Origin of the sequence: Kribbella sp. NPDC050820 (genome assembly GCF_040653975.1) — a bacterium.
Taxonomy (GTDB): Bacteria; Actinomycetota; Actinomycetes; order Propionibacteriales; family Kribbellaceae; genus Kribbella.
Window position 1 is genome coordinate 34,477 of sequence record NZ_JBFAHB010000068.1, and the last position, 15,748, is coordinate 50,224.

Below are 15,748 nucleotides of genomic sequence, written 5' to 3' on the forward strand. Positions count from 1 at the left end.
CCGGTCAGCCTCCCGGCGTGAAGTCCTTCAGGGGGTCCCAGCCCGCGAAGGTCAGATCCTTGACGGACCCTTCCTGGCCCTTCGCGGCGAAGTCGGCGGTCGTCTTGTCCAGGAAGGTCTGCAGGTCCTTGTCCAGCTGGGCGGCGGCCGGGGCGAACGGCTGGTTCTTCACGATCGAACTGACCGCGGCGTCGGTGTACTTCAGGTCGGGCTTAGCGGCGAGCGCCTGGATGAGCGCCTGGCCGCCCTTGCTCGCCAGCGCCGGGTTCGGCGCCCGGCGCAGGCTCTCCTCGGCGACCTTCAGGATCGCGGCCTGGTCGGGGTTCTTCTCCGCCTCGGCCTTCCAGGCCCCTTCGAGGGCGGTCAGCGTGCCGAACTTCTGGTAGTACGCCTGGTGGAAGGACTCCGACGAGAGGAAGTCCATCACCTTCCAGCTCTCCGCCTTGTGCGCCGATTGTGACGACATCGACCACAGCGGGCTGAACGACTTGGTCCGGGCCAGGTAGGCGCCGCGTCCCGTGGCCGGCACCGGCAGGCCGGTGACGCCGAGCTTGATCTCGGGTGCCAGCTTCCGGACTTCGGCGACGTGCCAGGGCGCGGTCGGGTACATCGCGAACTTGCCGGCCGCGAACTCCTTGAACGCGCGGCTGCCGTCCCAGCTCTCCCAGCCCGGCACCATCACCTTGGCGGCCTGCATCCGTCGATGCAGCTCGACCGCCTCGACGAGGCCGGGGCTCGACGTCGCCGGCTTCCCGGTGCGGAAGTCGATGCCGCCGGCGGCCACGGAGTACGGAACAGCGGTGCCGGCCAGCATCTCGGCCGCGGGAGCCTTGGCGGCGGTCGGCGCGTACCCGAAGTACTTGCCGTGGCCGTCGGCGGTGATCTTGGTGGCCATCTGCTCGAGCTCGGTCCAGGTCTTCGGCGGGCCGTCGAAACCGGACTTCTTCAGCAGGTCCTCGTTGTAGAGGAAGACCCGCAGCGACGACCACGGCCCCCACACCAGCGGCAGGCTCATCAGTTTGCCGTCGCGGTGCAGGCCGGAGGTGGCCGGATCCATGCTTCCCTCGGGGAACCGCTTCAGGAACTCGGGCGTCACGAACTCGTCCAGCGGCGCGACCCAGCCGCGCGCCGCCATCCGGTCCATGCCGTCGTCCTGGGCGCGGAAGACATCTGGTGCGCGGTTCTGCTGGAAAATCAGTTCGACCGCGTTCAGCTGTTGGTCGGTCGGGTTCTCCACCACCTTGACCGCGATGCCGGGGTTGGCTTTCTCGAACTCGTCGAACTGCTGCCGGTAGAACTGGCTTGCGCCGGGTGGGTCCGGGACGAGGGCCACGGTGACGGTGACCTTGTCCGCGGCGCCACCCGAGTCGGAGCTGCCGCCGACGAGGTTGCAGCCCGACAGGGCAAGCGCCACCGCGCACGTGAGCACAGTGAGGGCAGGGCGGATCTTCATGATCGGCTCCGTTGGTCGAGGCGCCCGGGAGGCGCCGTGATCTGTGGATCGGCGGGGCCGTGATGGCCCAGGTGCGAGTTGATGGCGTCAGCGGTCTCGACCACCAGCCGGGACAGTTCGTGCTCCCGGGTGGCGAGGTCGACGGCGCTGGACGGACCGGACAGGGACAGCGCACCGACGACTCCGCCGGAGCGGTCGCGGAGCGGGGCGGCCACGCAGGCCCGGCTGAGCGATAGCTCCTCGGTCTCGGTCGCGTAGCCCCTGCCACGCGACCGAGTCGATCGCCGCGTCGAGCAAGGCGTGGTCGGTGATGGTGCGTGGCGTGTACCGCTCGAGCTCGCCCAGCAACTCACGACGGTCATCGACGCCGAGCAGCAGGCATTTGCCGAGCGCCGTGGCGTGCAGTGGGTTCCGCCGCCCGGTGAGTGAGAACGACCGGGGCGCGAGTCGTCCCTCGAAATTGCACAGGTAGTACGCCTCGCGCCCGCGCCGAACGGCGACATTCGCGCCGAGGCCCGTTGTGGCGGCGAGGGACTGGGCCGGCTGGCGGGCCGCGTGGTGCACGGGATGACCGTTCACGGCCACGCCGGCCAGAGTGATCAACTCGGCGCCGAGACGGTAGTGACCGTCGGCGTCGCGCTCGACGAACGCGGCGGACTCGAGGGTGCTGAGCAGCCGCGACGCGGTGGACTGGCGAAGGCCGGCGAGGTTGGCGACCTCCGTGACCCGCAGGCTCCCGGTGACCGCGAAGGCACACAGTACGGCCACAGCGCGCTCGACGCTTCGGTTCGACCCTGCCTCGGGCGCCACAGGCTCTCCTGGGTTTCGATGGCGAATGATGGACGATGACATCCACCATGTGGCAACCTTACGCACATGATGGATCTCGTCAAGCACCTATCGGATGCCGAATGCTGACCGCCGAGCAGCTACCCACCATCGCCGGACTCGTTCCGATTCTTGCCACGCCCTTCGGTCCCGACGGCAGCCTGGATCTGCCCGGTCTGCGCCGGTTGACCGAGTTCCAGCTCGCGAGCGGAGTGCACGGCGTTGCCGTCCTCGGGATGGCCAGCGAGGCGTTCGCGCTCACCGCCGACGAGCGTCGCGTTGTCACCCGCGAGGTGGTCGATGTGGTCGCCAACGCGGCACCGCTCGTCGTCGGCGTAGCTGCGACGTCGACCGTGACCGCTGTCGAACAGGCCGCCGAGGCGGCCGCTGCCGGTGCGTCCGCGGTGATGGTGCTACCGCCGTTCATGGTGCCGCCGAGCCCGGCGCAGTTGCCCGCGTTCTATGCGGAGGTGGCCGAGGTCGGGATCGAGGTGATGGTGCAGGACGCACCGGGCGTCACTGGTGTGGCGATGTCGCCGCCGCAGATCGCAGAACTCTCCACCGTACCGGGCGTCACCTCGGTGAAGGTCGAGGCGCCGCCGACGGCACCCAAGGTCGCAGCGGTCGTCGACCGGATCGAGGAGCCCGGTTTCGTGGTCCTCGGCGGCCAGAACGCGCAGTTCCTGCTCGACGAACTCGCCGCCGGCGCGGTCGGCACGATGCCTGCGTGCGAGATCCCGGATCTTCTGGCGCCGGTGGTCGACGACTGGCGCGCGGGCCGGTACGACGACGCTCGGACCCGGTTCGACCTGCTGCTTCCGCTGCTTGTGTACGGTCTCCAGTCCGGGATCGCCTGGGCCGTGCACAAAGAGGTCCTGGTCTGCCGCGGGCTGATCGACGACGCCACGGTCCGGGTGCCGGCGCGCGCTCTGGACGCTCGCGCGAAGGCGGGTCTGACCGCGATACTCGACCGGCTGGACCTTCCTGCCGCATCCGCTTCGTTGACCGGGATCCACTGATGCCTACGATCACCGATGTTGAGGTCTTTCCGCTGGCGCTGACCCAACCGCGCACCTACAGGACCAAGCCGCCGTGGCCGAGCATCTACGGCTCCGCACGCGAGGCGTTGCTCGTCCGGCTCACCGCCGACGACGGGTCGGTCGGCTGGGGCGAGGCGCTGGCTCCAGTCGCTCCGGAAGTGCCCGCCAAGGTCATCGAACTCCTGCTCAAGCCCGCGCTGCTGGGTGCCGATCCGACCCGCGTCCGACCGCTGGTGGCATCGCTTCGGGCCCTGATGCGCGAACGCGGTCACCTGGGCGGGCATCAGGGCGACGCGGTCGCCGCGATCGACGTGGCGTTGTGGGATCTCGCCGGACGGATCGCCGGCGTACCAGTTCATCAACTACTCGGCGGCGCCCAGCGCGACGTCGTGCCGACGTACGTCTCCGGGCTGCAGGGCAACAAGGACAGCGAGCGGATCGCCCACGCCAAGGACTGGGTGGATCAGGGCGTACGGCGGGTGAAGATCGGGCTCGGGTACGGCGTCCGCGAGGATCTGGCCACCGTAGAGGCTCTGCGGGCGGTACACGACGACCTGCAGATCGCCGTCGACGTCCACGGGGTGTACGACGTGGCCCAGGCGATCCGCCTCGGCCGCGGACTCGACGGACTGGGCGCATGGTTCTTCGAGGCACCTGTCGGATTCGAAGACGTCCGCGGGCATGCCGAACTCACGCGCCGGATCGACACTCCGGTCGCTGTCGGGGAGAGTTTGCGGCACCGGCAGGAGTTCCGTCCGTGGCTGGAAGAGCGGGCCGCGGCGATCCTGCAGCCCGATGTCGGGCGGACGGGGATCACCGAGACGGTCGACCTGGCGGCAGTGGCCGAGACGTGGTTCGTGCCGTTGGCGCCGCATCACTCGTCCGGGCTCGGGGTGGTCATGGCGGCGAGCATCCACGCGTCCGCGGCGATCGGGAACCTGGTCGCGTACGAGTTCCATCCGACGCTCTTCGACCCGGTGAACGTCGTGCTGACGACTGCGCTCGAGCGGGGTCATCTCGGGTTCGCGGTACCGACCGGGCCAGGGCTGGGCGTGGAGGTCGACGAGGACGCCGTCCACGCGGCGCGCATCAAGTGACTCGCCGGGGGCTCGTGATCGGCGCGACGACACCGATCGGGGCCGCGATCGTCGCGGCACTGGCGGCCGACGGCTGCCGGGTCGCGGGCGTGTCCCTGGAAGACGATCGGGTTGCAGGCCTCGACCTCCGGCTGAGCGCGGACTGCTCGGATCCCGCCGCGGCCACCGCCGCGGTCGATCGGGTCGCAGCGGAGTTCGGCGGTCTCGACGTCCTGGTGACGGCCGCCGGGCGGATGCCGTTGGTCCCGGCGCACCGGACCAGTGATTCGCAATGGCGCGAGGCATTGTCGAACACGCTCGACACGGTGTTCTTCCCGGTGCGGGCAGCGCTGCCGCACCTGGTGGCAAGCGGTGCCGGCGCGATCGTTGCGGTCTCGTCGGTGAACACGCTGGTGGCCGCACCGTGGGCTGCGGCGTACACAGCAGCCAAGGGTGGGGTGGACGCGCTCGTTCGCCAGCTCGCCGTCGAGTACGCGCACCGCGGGGTGCGCGTGAACGCGGTCGCCCCGGGCATGGTCGGCGGTGAGAAGTTGCCGGATGCATCGACCGGCTATCCGCTCGGCCGGACGATCCGGGCTGAGGAGGTCGCGGATGCGGTCGCGTTCCTGGCCGGGCCGCGCGCGTCCGCGATCACCGGAGTCGTGCTGCCGGTCGACGGCGGCTTGTCCGTCTTGTCGCCGGCCGTGGTCGGGCGGGCGGATCTCCAGGGCAGATTGCGGGCCGACTGATGGAGGTCGAGCTCACGGGCCGGACTGCGGCGTTCTACCGGTGGCTCGACTGGCCGCTTCGGCTGGCGCTCGTCTCGGTTCTATGGGTCCTGGGCGTCGCGGCGGGCGCTGTCGTGGTGGGAGTAGCGCCCTCGACTCTGGCGGTCCACCGCGTGATCCATGGGTATCTGAACTCGGCCGAGATGCACGCCTGGTCGACGTTCTGGTCCGCGTGGCGTGCGTGGATCGTGCGCGGGCAGGTCGTGCTCGGGTTGCCCTTGGCAACGGTGTGGGTGCTGGGGTTCTATCTCGTGGTCGCACGCGGGACGGTGATCGCCGTGCCGTTGTCCCTGGTTCTGCTGGGCTATCTGGTCACGCTCTGGCTGCTCCCGGCCGTCGCGGCCGCCGTCGAATCCCGGCGTACGACGGAACTCTGGCTGCTCACGATCCACGTCGTATGGCGCCGGCCCGCCGTACCCGCGGGCGCTGCCATCGGGCTGATCGCGGCCGGCGTCGGCGCATGGTACGCCGTACCGGCCGTGCTCCTGTTCGGTCCAGCGACGGCGGCGCTAGCCGCTGTGCTGGTCAGCTCACGGCGGCTGACGCGTGATAGCCCAGACCCGACGAGATTTGGTCAGCCTGCTCGATGACCAGCAGGGCGAGAGACTCCTCCCGAGTGCCGAGATCCATCGCCGACAGCGGGCCGGAGACCGAGAGAGCGGCGACGATCACGCCGGTCCGGTCCCGGATGGGCGCGGCGAGACAGGCTCGACCGAACGCCAACTCCTCCACCTCGAGGGCGTACCCACGCTCGCGCACCCCGCGGAGGAGCTTGTCCAGCGCGGCGTGATCGGTCACGGTGTGCGGGGTGTAGCGCGCCAGATCGTCGCCGAGCAGGGCCTTCAGCTCCGCCTTCGGGAGCTCGCTGATGAGTGCCTTGCCCATCGCCGTCGCATGCAGGGGGCCACGCCTGCCGACCAAGGTGGACGACCGGCCCGCGGCGCGGCCTTCGAAGTGGCACAGGTAAAACAGCTCGGACCCGCGGCGCTCGGCGACGTTCGCACCCAGATTGAGGTCTGCCGCCAGGTTCTGCGCCACCTGACGGGACTGCTGGTGCACCGGCAGCTCGTTCAGCCCGATACCTGCCAGGGTGATCACCTTCGGCCCGATGCCGTACAGCCCGCTGCGCTGGTCGTACGCCAGGAATCCCAGCGCCACCAACGCCCCCACCAGCCGCGACACCGTCGATTGACCGAGGCCCGTCGCCTCCACCAGCTCCGACACCCGACGCTGCGGATGCGCCTCGGTGAACTCCGACATCAGCGACATCGCCCGCTCGACGCTCTGCGTCCCCGGTCCGGCCTCACGACCCATCGCACGCGCCACCGAGCTCACCTCTCACCCGCAAAAGTTTGGTTCCGTCATCCGTATCGTAGATGGCACCACAACCCTTACTGCAACCACCACGCCGGCACGGTGTGCGATTGGATAGCGATATATAGGATCAGATATTCACATAGTGGATCTCTAGTGCTACGGTCCCGTCATCTTCACCTGTGCAGGAGCCACCGTCCGTCGGCTCTGGAGGAACAAGATGAAACTGACCGCAGTACTCGCAGCACCCCTCTTGCTCGTCGCTACGGCACCCGCGCCGGCCACTTCGGCGGAGGCAGCGCCGACTGGATACCAACTGGAGTGGGCCGACGAATTCGTCGGCACCACAACCGACACCACCGCGTGGACGTTCCGGACCGACATCAAGGGCAGCCAGCAGCGCTCCGAGAACGTCGTCGTCGGCGATGGACTGATGACCATCTACCTGTGCCCGAAGAACACCGCCGGTGAGAACTGCGGGCTCGCGGTGGACTCCGACGACAGGTACACCGGCGGCGGCCTGATCAGCAAACGCAGCTCCCGCTACGGCTACTACGAGACTCGCGCCAGGACGAACGTCGGCACGGGGTGGCACTCGGCCTTTTGGGCGGCGGAGAACGGCGGCGCCAGCCCGCAGACCGAGATCGACGGCTTCGAGGTCGACTCGAATCTGCCCGGACGGATCCGGCACAACGTGATCGCCTGGGGGCAGGGCTACACCCCGACCAGTGGCATCTACGACGTCGGCTTCGACACCTCGGCGGCCTTTCACACCTACGGCTTCGAATGGCTCGAAGACACGGTCGAGTTCTACGTCGACGGCTCGCTCGTCGCGCGCGGTGCCGTACCGGCGACGTACCCGGCCGACAGCTACGTGCACAACTACCTCAACGTCTGGCTGACCGCGATCGCCTACCAGCCGATCGAGAATCCGGTGGACGAGAGCGCGCTTCCAGGGAAGGTGCAGTTCGACTACTTCCGGTACTACGAGCGCGACGCGTACGCCGACAACGACGCCACCGGAGGCACCTATACCGAGACCGGAACGGGGTGGGCGACGTCCGGTGTCCGCGGCTTCGCAGGCCTCACGGCGCGCTACTCGTGTGACAGCGGAACGGCGGGCCGCTGGACGATTGCTCCCCCGGCCACCGGGTCGTACGACATCTACTTCTACCGGGTCGGCGGATCCGGTGGACAGGTCGACGCACCTGTGACGGTCTGGGACGGCAGTACCGCACTGATCCGGTCCCGGATCGATCTGACCCAGGCCAGCGGCTGGGTTCCGCTCGGCAATCACGCTCTGACCGGCGGTACGCCGTACATCGTGCGTATCGATCGCGACGGGGCGGGCTGCATCCGCGCCGACTCGGTCAAACTCGTCCGGTCGAACTAGGAGGTTGTGTTCGTGAAGGTCCGCAAGTCTGTCCACGCCGGCATCGCCGGCATTCTGCTCGCCGCGGGGCTGGTGACCCTGCCGCCTGCGTCCTCCGTCGCCGGCGCGACACCGTCGCTGCCGGTTCCGGGGTACCAGCTCGCCTGGTCCGACGAGTTCGACGGGACGCGACTCGACACCGGCTCGTGGTTCTACCGCGAAGGCGAGAAGGCGATCTGCTCCAACAACCCCGGCAACGTCACCGTCTCCGACGGCTCGATGCGCATCGCGCTCAAGCGCGAGGACCGCAACGGAAAGCCGTACACGTGCGGTGGGGTGATCAGCCGCAAGACCTTCGGTTACGGGTACTACGAGACGCGCGCCAAACTGTGGGGATACAAGGGCTTCCACTCGGCGCTGTGGACGACCGGCCTGTCCGACTACGTGCCCGACACTCCGTTGTACAAGGGCCCGAACAACCGGGTGAACGAGATCGACGGCTTCGAGGTCGACTCGCACGCGCCGGACCTGTACAGCCAGGTCTCGCACTGGTTCGTGCCGCAACACATCGGCAACCCGGGCGGCCTGTACAAGGGTCCGGATTCCTCGGACGGCTACCACGTCTACGGTTTCGAGTGGACGCCGACGCAGGTGCGGTACTTCATCGACGGACAGCTGACACGCGTCCTGCCGAAGCCCGGGCCACACGGTCTGCAGAACATCTGGCTCACGACCCTCGGGTTCACCGCACCGGTCGACGAGTCCAACCTGCCAGGGGAAACGGCCTGGGACTACTTCCGGTACTACGCCCCGGTCCAGCCGGGCGCCGACGTGACCGCCGACACCGTCGTGGTCGACAACGGCGACCCCGGGTACTCCGAAACCGGCACCTGGAGCGACGACATCACCGACGGGCACCACCAGACCTTCGGCTTCCAGGGCAAAGACGTACGCCGTACCGACGACCCCGCCGCATCGGCCACCTGGCAACCACAACTGCCGGCCAAGCAGTCGTACGAGGTGTTCGTCTGGAACCCGAATTACCTGCGCACCGGTCATAAGGCCGCCCGCTACACGGTGAGCCATGACGGCGGGCAGACCTCGGCCGTCGTGAACCAGGACAGCGCAGGCCAGCAATGGGTGAGCCTCGGGGCCTACCAGATGACGGCCGGCCGCGGTCAAGGCGTGCGCGTCACATCGGACCCGGCAGGAAGCGGCACTCTGCGCACCGACGCGGTCAAGTTCGTCCCGGCAGTTGTCGTGGACAACGATCAGGCCGGCTACAGCGAACAAGGAACCTGGCAGTCCTCGAACACCGTGACGGGCTGGCGCGGGCAGGACACTCGATGGTCCGGTGATCCGGCCGCGACCGCGCGCTGGGCGCCGACGCTGCCCGGGAGCACGACGTACGACGTCTATGCATGGATCCCGGACGGCCGGCAGGACACCGAGACCCGGGTCGGAGTCACCGATCCCGGCTACACGGAGTCCGGCGCCTGGGCTGCCTCGAGTCTGACCGGTTGGGACGGAACCGCCACCCGGACGACGAACGACACGAAGGCGACGGCGGCGTGGCGGCCAGACCTGCCGATCGCGGGGCAGTACGAGGTGTCCGCCTGGGTGCCGAACGATGCGATCAGCACCACCGCCGCGCGCTACACCGTCGAGCACCCCGGTGGTCAGGCATCGGTCGATGTCGATCAGACGACCGGCGGGAAACGGTGGATCTCGCTGGGCACGTACGAGTTCACCGCCGGCACCGCTGGACGAGTCACGATCGCCAACGCCGCGGGACGCGGGTACCTGCGGACCAACGTGGTCAGGTTCGTTCGCGTCGGCGCCGACCAGGCCACGCCGCCGACGTACACCGTCACGCATGCCGGTGGAGTCAGTACGGTCGGGGCGGATCTGAGCCTCGGGGCGGACCGGTGGGTCAAGCTGGGCAACTTCGCATTCGATGCGGGCAGCAACGGCTCGGTCGAGCTGAACCGGGCGGCCGGTGGAGTCGCGCGTGCCGATGCGATCAAATTCCTGCCGGCGCCCGCCTCGGCACCGTTGCCATCAGCACCCAGTGCTGTGTTCGCCTACGTTCAGCCGAACCTGTCGAACGGCGACCAGGTCCTCCAGGTGCGCTGGCAGCCGACGGCCGCAGTGGGGTACCACGTGTATCTCGACGGGAATCGGGTCACCTGGCAGCCGGTCCGCGGCACCTCGTTCCGGATGTACGAACTGCTCGCCGGGCAGACGCACCGGGTGACGGTGACCTCGGTCGACCGGGCCGGCAAGGAGTCCGCGCCGTCCACGCCGTTCATCCTCCACGTTCCGGTGGACAAGGTGCCCCCGGCGCCCTCGACGGAACTCTCCGCCGAGGCGACCAACGGTGGTGCGGTGCTGTACTGGCCGCAGAGCACCGAGGTCGATCTGCACGGATACCACGTGTACGCCGACGGCCGCCGGATCACCGACGTACCGACCGGCAACCCGGCGGACGCCCAGTCGCGCGGCCTCGGCTTCCCCGTCGGCGATCTCACCAACAACGTCGCACAGAACCTCGCGGTCACCGTTGTCGATCAGAGCGGCAACGAGTCGAAGCCGACGACCGTTTCGGTGACACCGAAGCCGATGGCGATCGTCGGAATCAACGACGCCGGCTACAGCGAGACCGGGGCCTGGACGGCGTCGAGCGTGCCAGGCTGGCAGGGCACCCCGACCCGAACCAGCAACTCCGCCACGGCGAACGCCGACTGGCGACCGACCCTGGAGACCTCCGGCGAGTACGACGTCTACGCCTGGGTCCCGAACCACCCCAACAGCACCACCGCCGCCCGTTACACCGTCACCCACTCGGGCGGATCCGACGCGACCACCATCGACCAGACCACAGGCGGCATGCGCTGGATCCTCCTCGGCCGCTACACCCTCACCGCCGGCACCACAGCCCACGTCACACTGACCAACGCAGCCGGCACCAACTGGCTCCGCACCAGCGCCGTGAAGTTCGTGCCCGCCTGACCCGGTCCCGGACTCCTGGCGGTTCTCGACAGCCGAGCATCAACACGTTCGAGCCGGGCCAAGCAGCTGGCCACCCGCGTCGAGCGGGTGGCCAGGAGGCCTTGCGCACAGTCACGACAGACAGTGGATCGACCCGCCTTCCCTCGCGACTGACGGACCTGAGGCGATTCCACCGCACCTGAGCTCGGCGATTGCCTTACATACAGAACTATTCCAGCCCTGCCGAGTCACCCAGCCGTACGCGGCCATCGCTGTCGACACGCCGCGGGTCGATTTCGGCAAGGTCTTCGCCGGTACGCAACGGCCGGGTAGGCATGCAACCCTGACCAACGTGGGGACGACTGACCTGAGACTTTCTGTGCAGCCGCTGAAGGGTGGTTTCGGCTGGCTTCTGGGCAATGCCGGGTGCGGTGGCATCGTCCGGCCTGGGGCGAGCTGTGTTGTCGACATGAGCCTCACCGCCACCACCGCCGGAGAGTATGCGCAGGACGTCGAGATCCTCGACGGCACCTCGCGAGGTGTGCGTCATGTTCAGTTCAGTGCCAGCGTTTATGACCGGCCCGACACGCCTGGCAAGGTCACGGTGGATGCGACGTACAGCGGCGTGGATCTTTCGTGGACGCCGGGATCATGGGGCAACGCCACGCCGGTCGGGTTCGTCGTACGGCGGACCGTCGACGGCATCGACACCACATTCAATGTCGCGCCGGACCAGACGCACTGGACCGAACCGTGGACCGCGGCCTCGCGTCCGGTGACGTACCAGATGTGGGCCGTCAACGAGTTCGAGCCGAGCCCGGAAAGCCCTCGCGTGTCACCGGCGAAGGCGAGGGAGCAGGTCACCGCCCTCGTCCGACGGCCGAACGAGCTGGCCGCGCTCGGGAGTCTCGCAGTGCCCAAGGCCACACAGATCGTGCCGATCGAGAACGCACCGACGGGGGCCACCGAGGTAACGAGCGGGCCGAACGGTGTCGACATCGCGTACGTTCTTGACGGCGGTCTATGGGTTCGTCAGCAGGGCGCCGACAGGCTTGTCCGGTCCGGAGCCGGCCTTGCGCATCCGGCGTGGTCGCCGGACGGCACCCGGATCGCCTTCAGCACGGCGGACGGCGATTCGTCGACCTGTGTGGACATCCTGACCTTGTCCGACTCGGCGGTGGTCAGAGTGGGCTGCAACCTGGATCATCCGATCTGGCACAGCGACAACCACTCTCTGATCGTCGAGGACAGCAGCCTCGCCGAGGCGCCGCTGACCCGGGTCGAGGCGGCGGGACAAGGGGCACGGATCGCCACCATCGACGGTTCCGAGGGGGCTACGCGAGCTGTGTTGTCTCCGACGGGGAACGTGCTGGCGTACGTGCCCGCGAATACACGCGGAGTGGTCGCGTTCCTGTCGCCCGATGGCGGAACGGCCACGCTGGCCGACCTCGGCTTCGTTGAGGGTAAGACCATCGAAGATCTCGAGTGGGACACTGTCGGCCGTCAGCTCGCGATCCTCACCAGATTTGGGGAACGCGACATCATCGAGTCCTTCAACGCCGGCGACTTTCTGGCCGGCGGTGGGCTCAGCTTCGGAGTCCCCGTGTACAACACGACGACCGAACCGTACTCGCGTTGGACGTCGAGGCTGATCGGGCCGATCCTGTTGCGAAATACGACTGTTGAGAATCGATCATATCTGGAGTTGTGGCTGCGGGCGCTGCCGTGACCTGGGCGTTCTCGTCGCGGACGGTGTCCGACACGGGCATTCGTGGTCTCATGTTGGCGGTGCCAGCAGGCGGATCGTTATCGAAGAGCGACGCCTGGGCCGGGCTTGCTGCTGCTGGGGATCCACTCACGGGACGCCCGAACCTGCTGAGGTGCGCGCATGTCGATGAGGGGCGTTCGATCGACCAGCCGAGGTTCTCCGTGAGTTGCGGGACCGTAGTTGAACCGGTCCAGCGGCGCCGTCGGCCGGCTCAGCTGGGAGGTGTGTCGGCGGGGATGCCTTGCCTGGGTGGCAGCACCATTTCGTTGAACGAAGGCCCTGGGTGGAAACACCCGAACCACCAACTCGTGACCACGTCCCCGGTGTGCGCGTCGATCAAGACGTGGGCTCCGAGTCCAGGAACGGGCACCGTCAGGCTGCAGTTCCACACCAGCCAGGCCCGATCGTCTGGCGCAAGGACCTCAAGAGCAGTCCGGTCCATTACCCACGGGTGGTGCAACAGTTGGTCCTCCAGCGCGGCCAGGTCGCCGGCCGCGAACCGCTCGCGCACGATGCGCTCGGCGGCTTCACCTGACAGTGTCGGGACAGCCGTGGGTAGCTCGATCGGCGTGGCGGATGCGGGCCTGGCCTCGACGATCCGGCCGCCCTTGCCAACCTCGATGAACACATCACCCCATAGGAGCGGCACTCCGGAGAACGCGCGGTGGTAGCGCACGCTTGTAAGCTGGCCGCGGTCATTGCCCAGGCTGTATCCATAGGACAGCGTCTCCCGTTCGCCCATCCCCAGGGCGGTTGCAATCAGCGGAGCCAGCGCCTCAAGCTCTTCGCGCCAGCGCGACCCATCACCGAGATCGATGACGATGTCACGCAGCAAAATCCGACCGTCGCCCATGAACAGAGACTAGAGATCCACGCACCGGGCCGCCAGCAGATTGCGCGGCCGCCACCGAGGCGGGTTCATCTCAGGTGGCTGCTCGCTCGACGGTGCGGCTCTGCGCGAACCGCTATGACGGTGCGCCAGTCCCAGCTTGGGTCGCCTAGTCTCGAGTGATCCCAAACGGATCGTTGTCGAAGGTCTCTTCATCCTCGGCCTCGTGAACAACGAAGCCGATGACGTCTCGCTGGAACTTCAGACCCGCTGCGTTGTCCAATGCGGTCAGACCGTCGGCGTGTTCCAACTCGGCGGCCCGAGTCACCTACCTGCTGAACCCTGATCTCTGCGTCTTCCTGGTGTCGTCGGGCCAAGCGCGCAGGTACGCCGCGCGTCTGGCCGCAAGCACCGCGACCTCGTCGGTGATTCGGAAGTCGCAACGCCCGAGGACCGACAAGGTCTCGCCACCCACGGGTTCGTCCTCCACGTCCTCGGCGTCGTCGCCATCCTCGGCGTCAGGGAAGAGATCGAGCGGGAAGGAGGCGCACCAGTCGAACTCCGTCTCGTTGAAGGCCCGGGCGGACGCCGTGACCCGGTCGGTGGACTCGAGGCCTTCACCGTGTTCGGGGACCGGTCGATGTCGGTCAGATACCGCTCGACCGACACCACCGGGCCGTCATCGCCCAGAACCGTCCATGACTCCAACCGCGTGGCAGGCGACAGCACCCGCTGAACAAGCATCGCTCCTCCGGAAATCCGCATGATGGACAGCGGCAGATAACCACGACCACCACCCAGACCCCGAAGCATCAAGCCCCCTGTGATCCACGTCGACGACAGCCATCCAGCAGCTCCTGCGCGCATCCATAGGCCCGGACGCCACCGCCCAGGTCGAGGCGGACTTCGCGTTCCATGCCGCACTCCTGGACGCCGCGCACAACGAACTGCTCACCAGAATGGCGACGGTTATCGAGACCGGCATGCGGCTACGCGACCGCTACACACACGGCACCCTCGACGACAAAGCAGTCGATCTCCACGCCAAGGTACTGCTTGCCATCCGCAACAAGCGTCCCCGCGCCGCGCACACCGCGATGGCCGCGTTGATCGACCAGTCGATCGTCGACACCGCTTCTTCGGCAGCAGCACAGAGCACGGACAGCACTTCTTGAGACGGATCGTGCCGAGGCCGGCGAGCGAGGAGCAGTTCACGATCGCGCCGGACCCTGTTCGCGTATCTGCTTCAACTCGTGCTTCATCGACGCCCACACGCCGCGGAGGTTGACCGCGACGAGCCGGTCGAACGCCTCTCCGGTCTCGTCGGCGGAGTCGGCCGGCGGTAGCATGATCCCGGCGTTGTTGAACGCCATGTCGAGGCTGCCGAACTCCTCGACGGTGCGGGTCACGGCGTACATCACCTGGTCCTCGTCGGAGACGTCGCAGGGCCAGCGCCTTGAGTCCTTGAACGATGAGCTCGTCGGCGAGCCGGCACTGCCGCCGGTGACGAATGCGGTCTTCCCAGTGAGTCGTTGGTGACGGTCATCGGAGTGGCTCCTTCGTCTCGAGTCATCAGGGTCAGACGGGTCAGGTGCCCGGCGGGTAGACGCCGTGTGGCGGTGGACAGATGCGAGCAGGTCGTCCCGGAACCGGGGGCCGTACGCGGCGGTTTGGGCCTTCTCGGTCTGCTGGCGGAGAGTCCGCCCAACTTCGTAGGCACCCAGCCGGGATCGACCGCATGCGAAAGCACGTCCGGCAACCGCCAGGCGACGGCGGCCATCAGCGTCGGCCGACGCCGTCAGTCGACCCGATGATCGGAATGCGCGACTACGGCTGCCCCTTCCGGCCGGGCGTTGACGATGCGGGCCGGGACGGTCATGCAATGTCTTCGCCTACGGGGGTCCGGTAAGCGGCACGGTCGCGGTGCATGGACCAGATGCGATCGGAGAGGGCAGTGGGTTCGTGGTCAGGCTCGCCGCCGCCGATCCCGCGGGGGATGATCAACTGCGCGACGTGGATGTCCTCGCGAGGCGCTCACCGTCAGTGAAACTGCCAGTCAACTGAACCTATTTGATTGCAACGGTTTCTCCAGACAGCCCTGGTGGAGCTTGCCCCAACGGTCATCTACGAACGGAGGCAAGATCGACACGCCACGCCGTCAGACGCCTGACCGGTCAGGGCGGATCAGTTCGTCGCTTCGCGGACGTCCGTTCCGTGCTCGGCGAACGCCTTGAAGTCCTGCATGTGCTGTAGCGACTGCTTGCGGAAGGCGCCGGGCATCACAAGTCC

At 67.9% G+C, this 15,748-nt stretch carries 14 protein-coding genes and 1 pseudogene; 8 read left to right on the forward strand and 7 right to left on the reverse strand.

What is annotated here, in order from left to right:
* Positions 1 to 4 precede the first annotated feature (4 nt).
* From AB0H36_RS37950 to AB0H36_RS37960, 3 genes and pseudogenes are all read right to left on the reverse strand, one after another.
* Positions 5 to 1,453, reverse strand: a complete 1,449-nt coding sequence (locus AB0H36_RS37950; protein WP_360535047.1) for a sugar ABC transporter substrate-binding protein — start codon at positions 1,451 to 1,453, stop codon at positions 5 to 7.
* Positions 1,450 to 1,815, reverse strand: a complete 366-nt coding sequence (locus AB0H36_RS37955; protein ID WP_360535071.1) for an IclR family transcriptional regulator C-terminal domain-containing protein — start codon at positions 1,813 to 1,815, stop codon at positions 1,450 to 1,452. Before AB0H36_RS37955 ends, AB0H36_RS37950 begins: the two co-directional genes overlap by 4 nt.
* A pseudogene (locus AB0H36_RS37960) lies at positions 1,772 to 2,305 on the reverse strand (helix-turn-helix domain-containing protein); the annotation flags it as partial. The gene AB0H36_RS37955 and the pseudogene AB0H36_RS37960, both read right to left, overlap by 44 nt.
* Positions 2,306 to 2,364: 59 nt before the next feature.
* Between AB0H36_RS37960 and AB0H36_RS37965 the strand changes: the two are divergent.
* Genes AB0H36_RS37965 through AB0H36_RS37980 form a run of 4 tightly spaced genes read left to right on the forward strand, consistent with a single transcriptional unit; the run spans position 2,365 to position 5,775 of the window.
* Positions 2,365 to 3,300, forward strand: a complete 936-nt coding sequence (locus AB0H36_RS37965; RefSeq protein WP_360535049.1) for a dihydrodipicolinate synthase family protein — start codon at positions 2,365 to 2,367, stop codon at positions 3,298 to 3,300.
* A complete protein-coding gene (locus tag AB0H36_RS37970) occupies positions 3,300 to 4,418 on the forward strand; it encodes a mandelate racemase/muconate lactonizing enzyme family protein (RefSeq protein ID WP_360535051.1) in 1,119 nt (372 codons plus the stop codon). Before AB0H36_RS37965 ends, AB0H36_RS37970 begins: the two co-directional genes overlap by 1 nt.
* Positions 4,415 to 5,146 carry an SDR family oxidoreductase gene (locus AB0H36_RS37975; protein ID WP_360535053.1) on the forward strand — a complete coding sequence of 244 codons (732 nt, stop codon included), beginning with the start codon at positions 4,415 to 4,417 and terminating at the stop codon, positions 5,144 to 5,146. Before AB0H36_RS37970 ends, AB0H36_RS37975 begins: the two co-directional genes overlap by 4 nt.
* Positions 5,146 to 5,775 (forward strand): DUF624 domain-containing protein, encoded by a 630-nt coding sequence (locus tag AB0H36_RS37980; protein ID WP_360535055.1) that lies wholly within the window; start codon positions 5,146 to 5,148, stop codon positions 5,773 to 5,775. The genes AB0H36_RS37975 and AB0H36_RS37980 overlap by 1 nt, the downstream gene beginning before the upstream one ends.
* Here AB0H36_RS37980 and AB0H36_RS37985 read toward each other — a convergent pair.
* Positions 5,711 to 6,511: an IclR family transcriptional regulator gene (locus AB0H36_RS37985; protein ID WP_360535057.1), complete on the reverse strand. Its 801-nt coding sequence runs from the start codon at positions 6,509 to 6,511 to the stop codon at positions 5,711 to 5,713. The two genes, AB0H36_RS37980 and AB0H36_RS37985, sit on opposite strands and share 65 nt — an antisense overlap.
* A 208-nt stretch (positions 6,512 to 6,719) precedes the next feature.
* Here AB0H36_RS37985 and AB0H36_RS37990 point away from each other — a divergent pair, with 208 nt between their 5' ends.
* From AB0H36_RS37990 to AB0H36_RS38000, 3 genes are all read left to right on the forward strand, one after another.
* A complete protein-coding gene (locus AB0H36_RS37990) occupies positions 6,720 to 7,892 on the forward strand; it encodes a family 16 glycosylhydrolase (protein WP_360535059.1) in 1,173 nt (390 codons plus the stop codon).
* A 12-nt stretch (positions 7,893 to 7,904) separates the two neighbouring features.
* Entirely contained in the window at positions 7,905 to 10,883 is a 2,979-nt protein-coding gene (locus AB0H36_RS37995; RefSeq protein ID WP_360535061.1) for a glycoside hydrolase family 16 protein, read from the forward strand.
* Between the two features lie 448 nt (positions 10,884 to 11,331).
* On the forward strand, positions 11,332 to 12,591 hold the full coding sequence (locus AB0H36_RS38000) for a hypothetical protein (RefSeq protein ID WP_360535063.1): 1,260 nt from the start codon (positions 11,332 to 11,334) through the stop codon (positions 12,589 to 12,591).
* 250 nt (positions 12,592 to 12,841) lie between these two features.
* On the opposite strand, the gene AB0H36_RS38005 is transcribed toward AB0H36_RS38000, so the two are convergent.
* Both AB0H36_RS38005 and AB0H36_RS38010 read right to left on the reverse strand, forming a co-directional pair.
* On the reverse strand, positions 12,842 to 13,483 hold the full coding sequence (locus tag AB0H36_RS38005) for a hypothetical protein (protein WP_360535065.1): 642 nt from the start codon (positions 13,481 to 13,483) through the stop codon (positions 12,842 to 12,844).
* 145 nt (positions 13,484 to 13,628) lie between these two features.
* Positions 13,629 to 13,787, reverse strand: coding sequence for a hypothetical protein (locus AB0H36_RS38010; protein ID WP_360535067.1), 159 nt, complete (start codon positions 13,785 to 13,787; stop codon positions 13,629 to 13,631).
* Positions 13,788 to 14,304: 517 nt separating this feature from the next.
* Here AB0H36_RS38010 and AB0H36_RS38015 point away from each other — a divergent pair.
* Entirely contained in the window at positions 14,305 to 14,634 is a 330-nt protein-coding gene (locus AB0H36_RS38015) for an FCD domain-containing protein (RefSeq protein WP_360535073.1), read from the forward strand.
* 36 nt (positions 14,635 to 14,670) lie between these two features.
* Here the strand turns inward: AB0H36_RS38015 and AB0H36_RS38020 are convergent, their stop codons facing one another.
* On the reverse strand, positions 14,671 to 15,342 hold the full coding sequence (locus AB0H36_RS38020) for an SDR family oxidoreductase (protein WP_360535069.1): 672 nt from the start codon (positions 15,340 to 15,342) through the stop codon (positions 14,671 to 14,673).
* Positions 15,343 to 15,748: the final 406 nt, after the last annotated feature.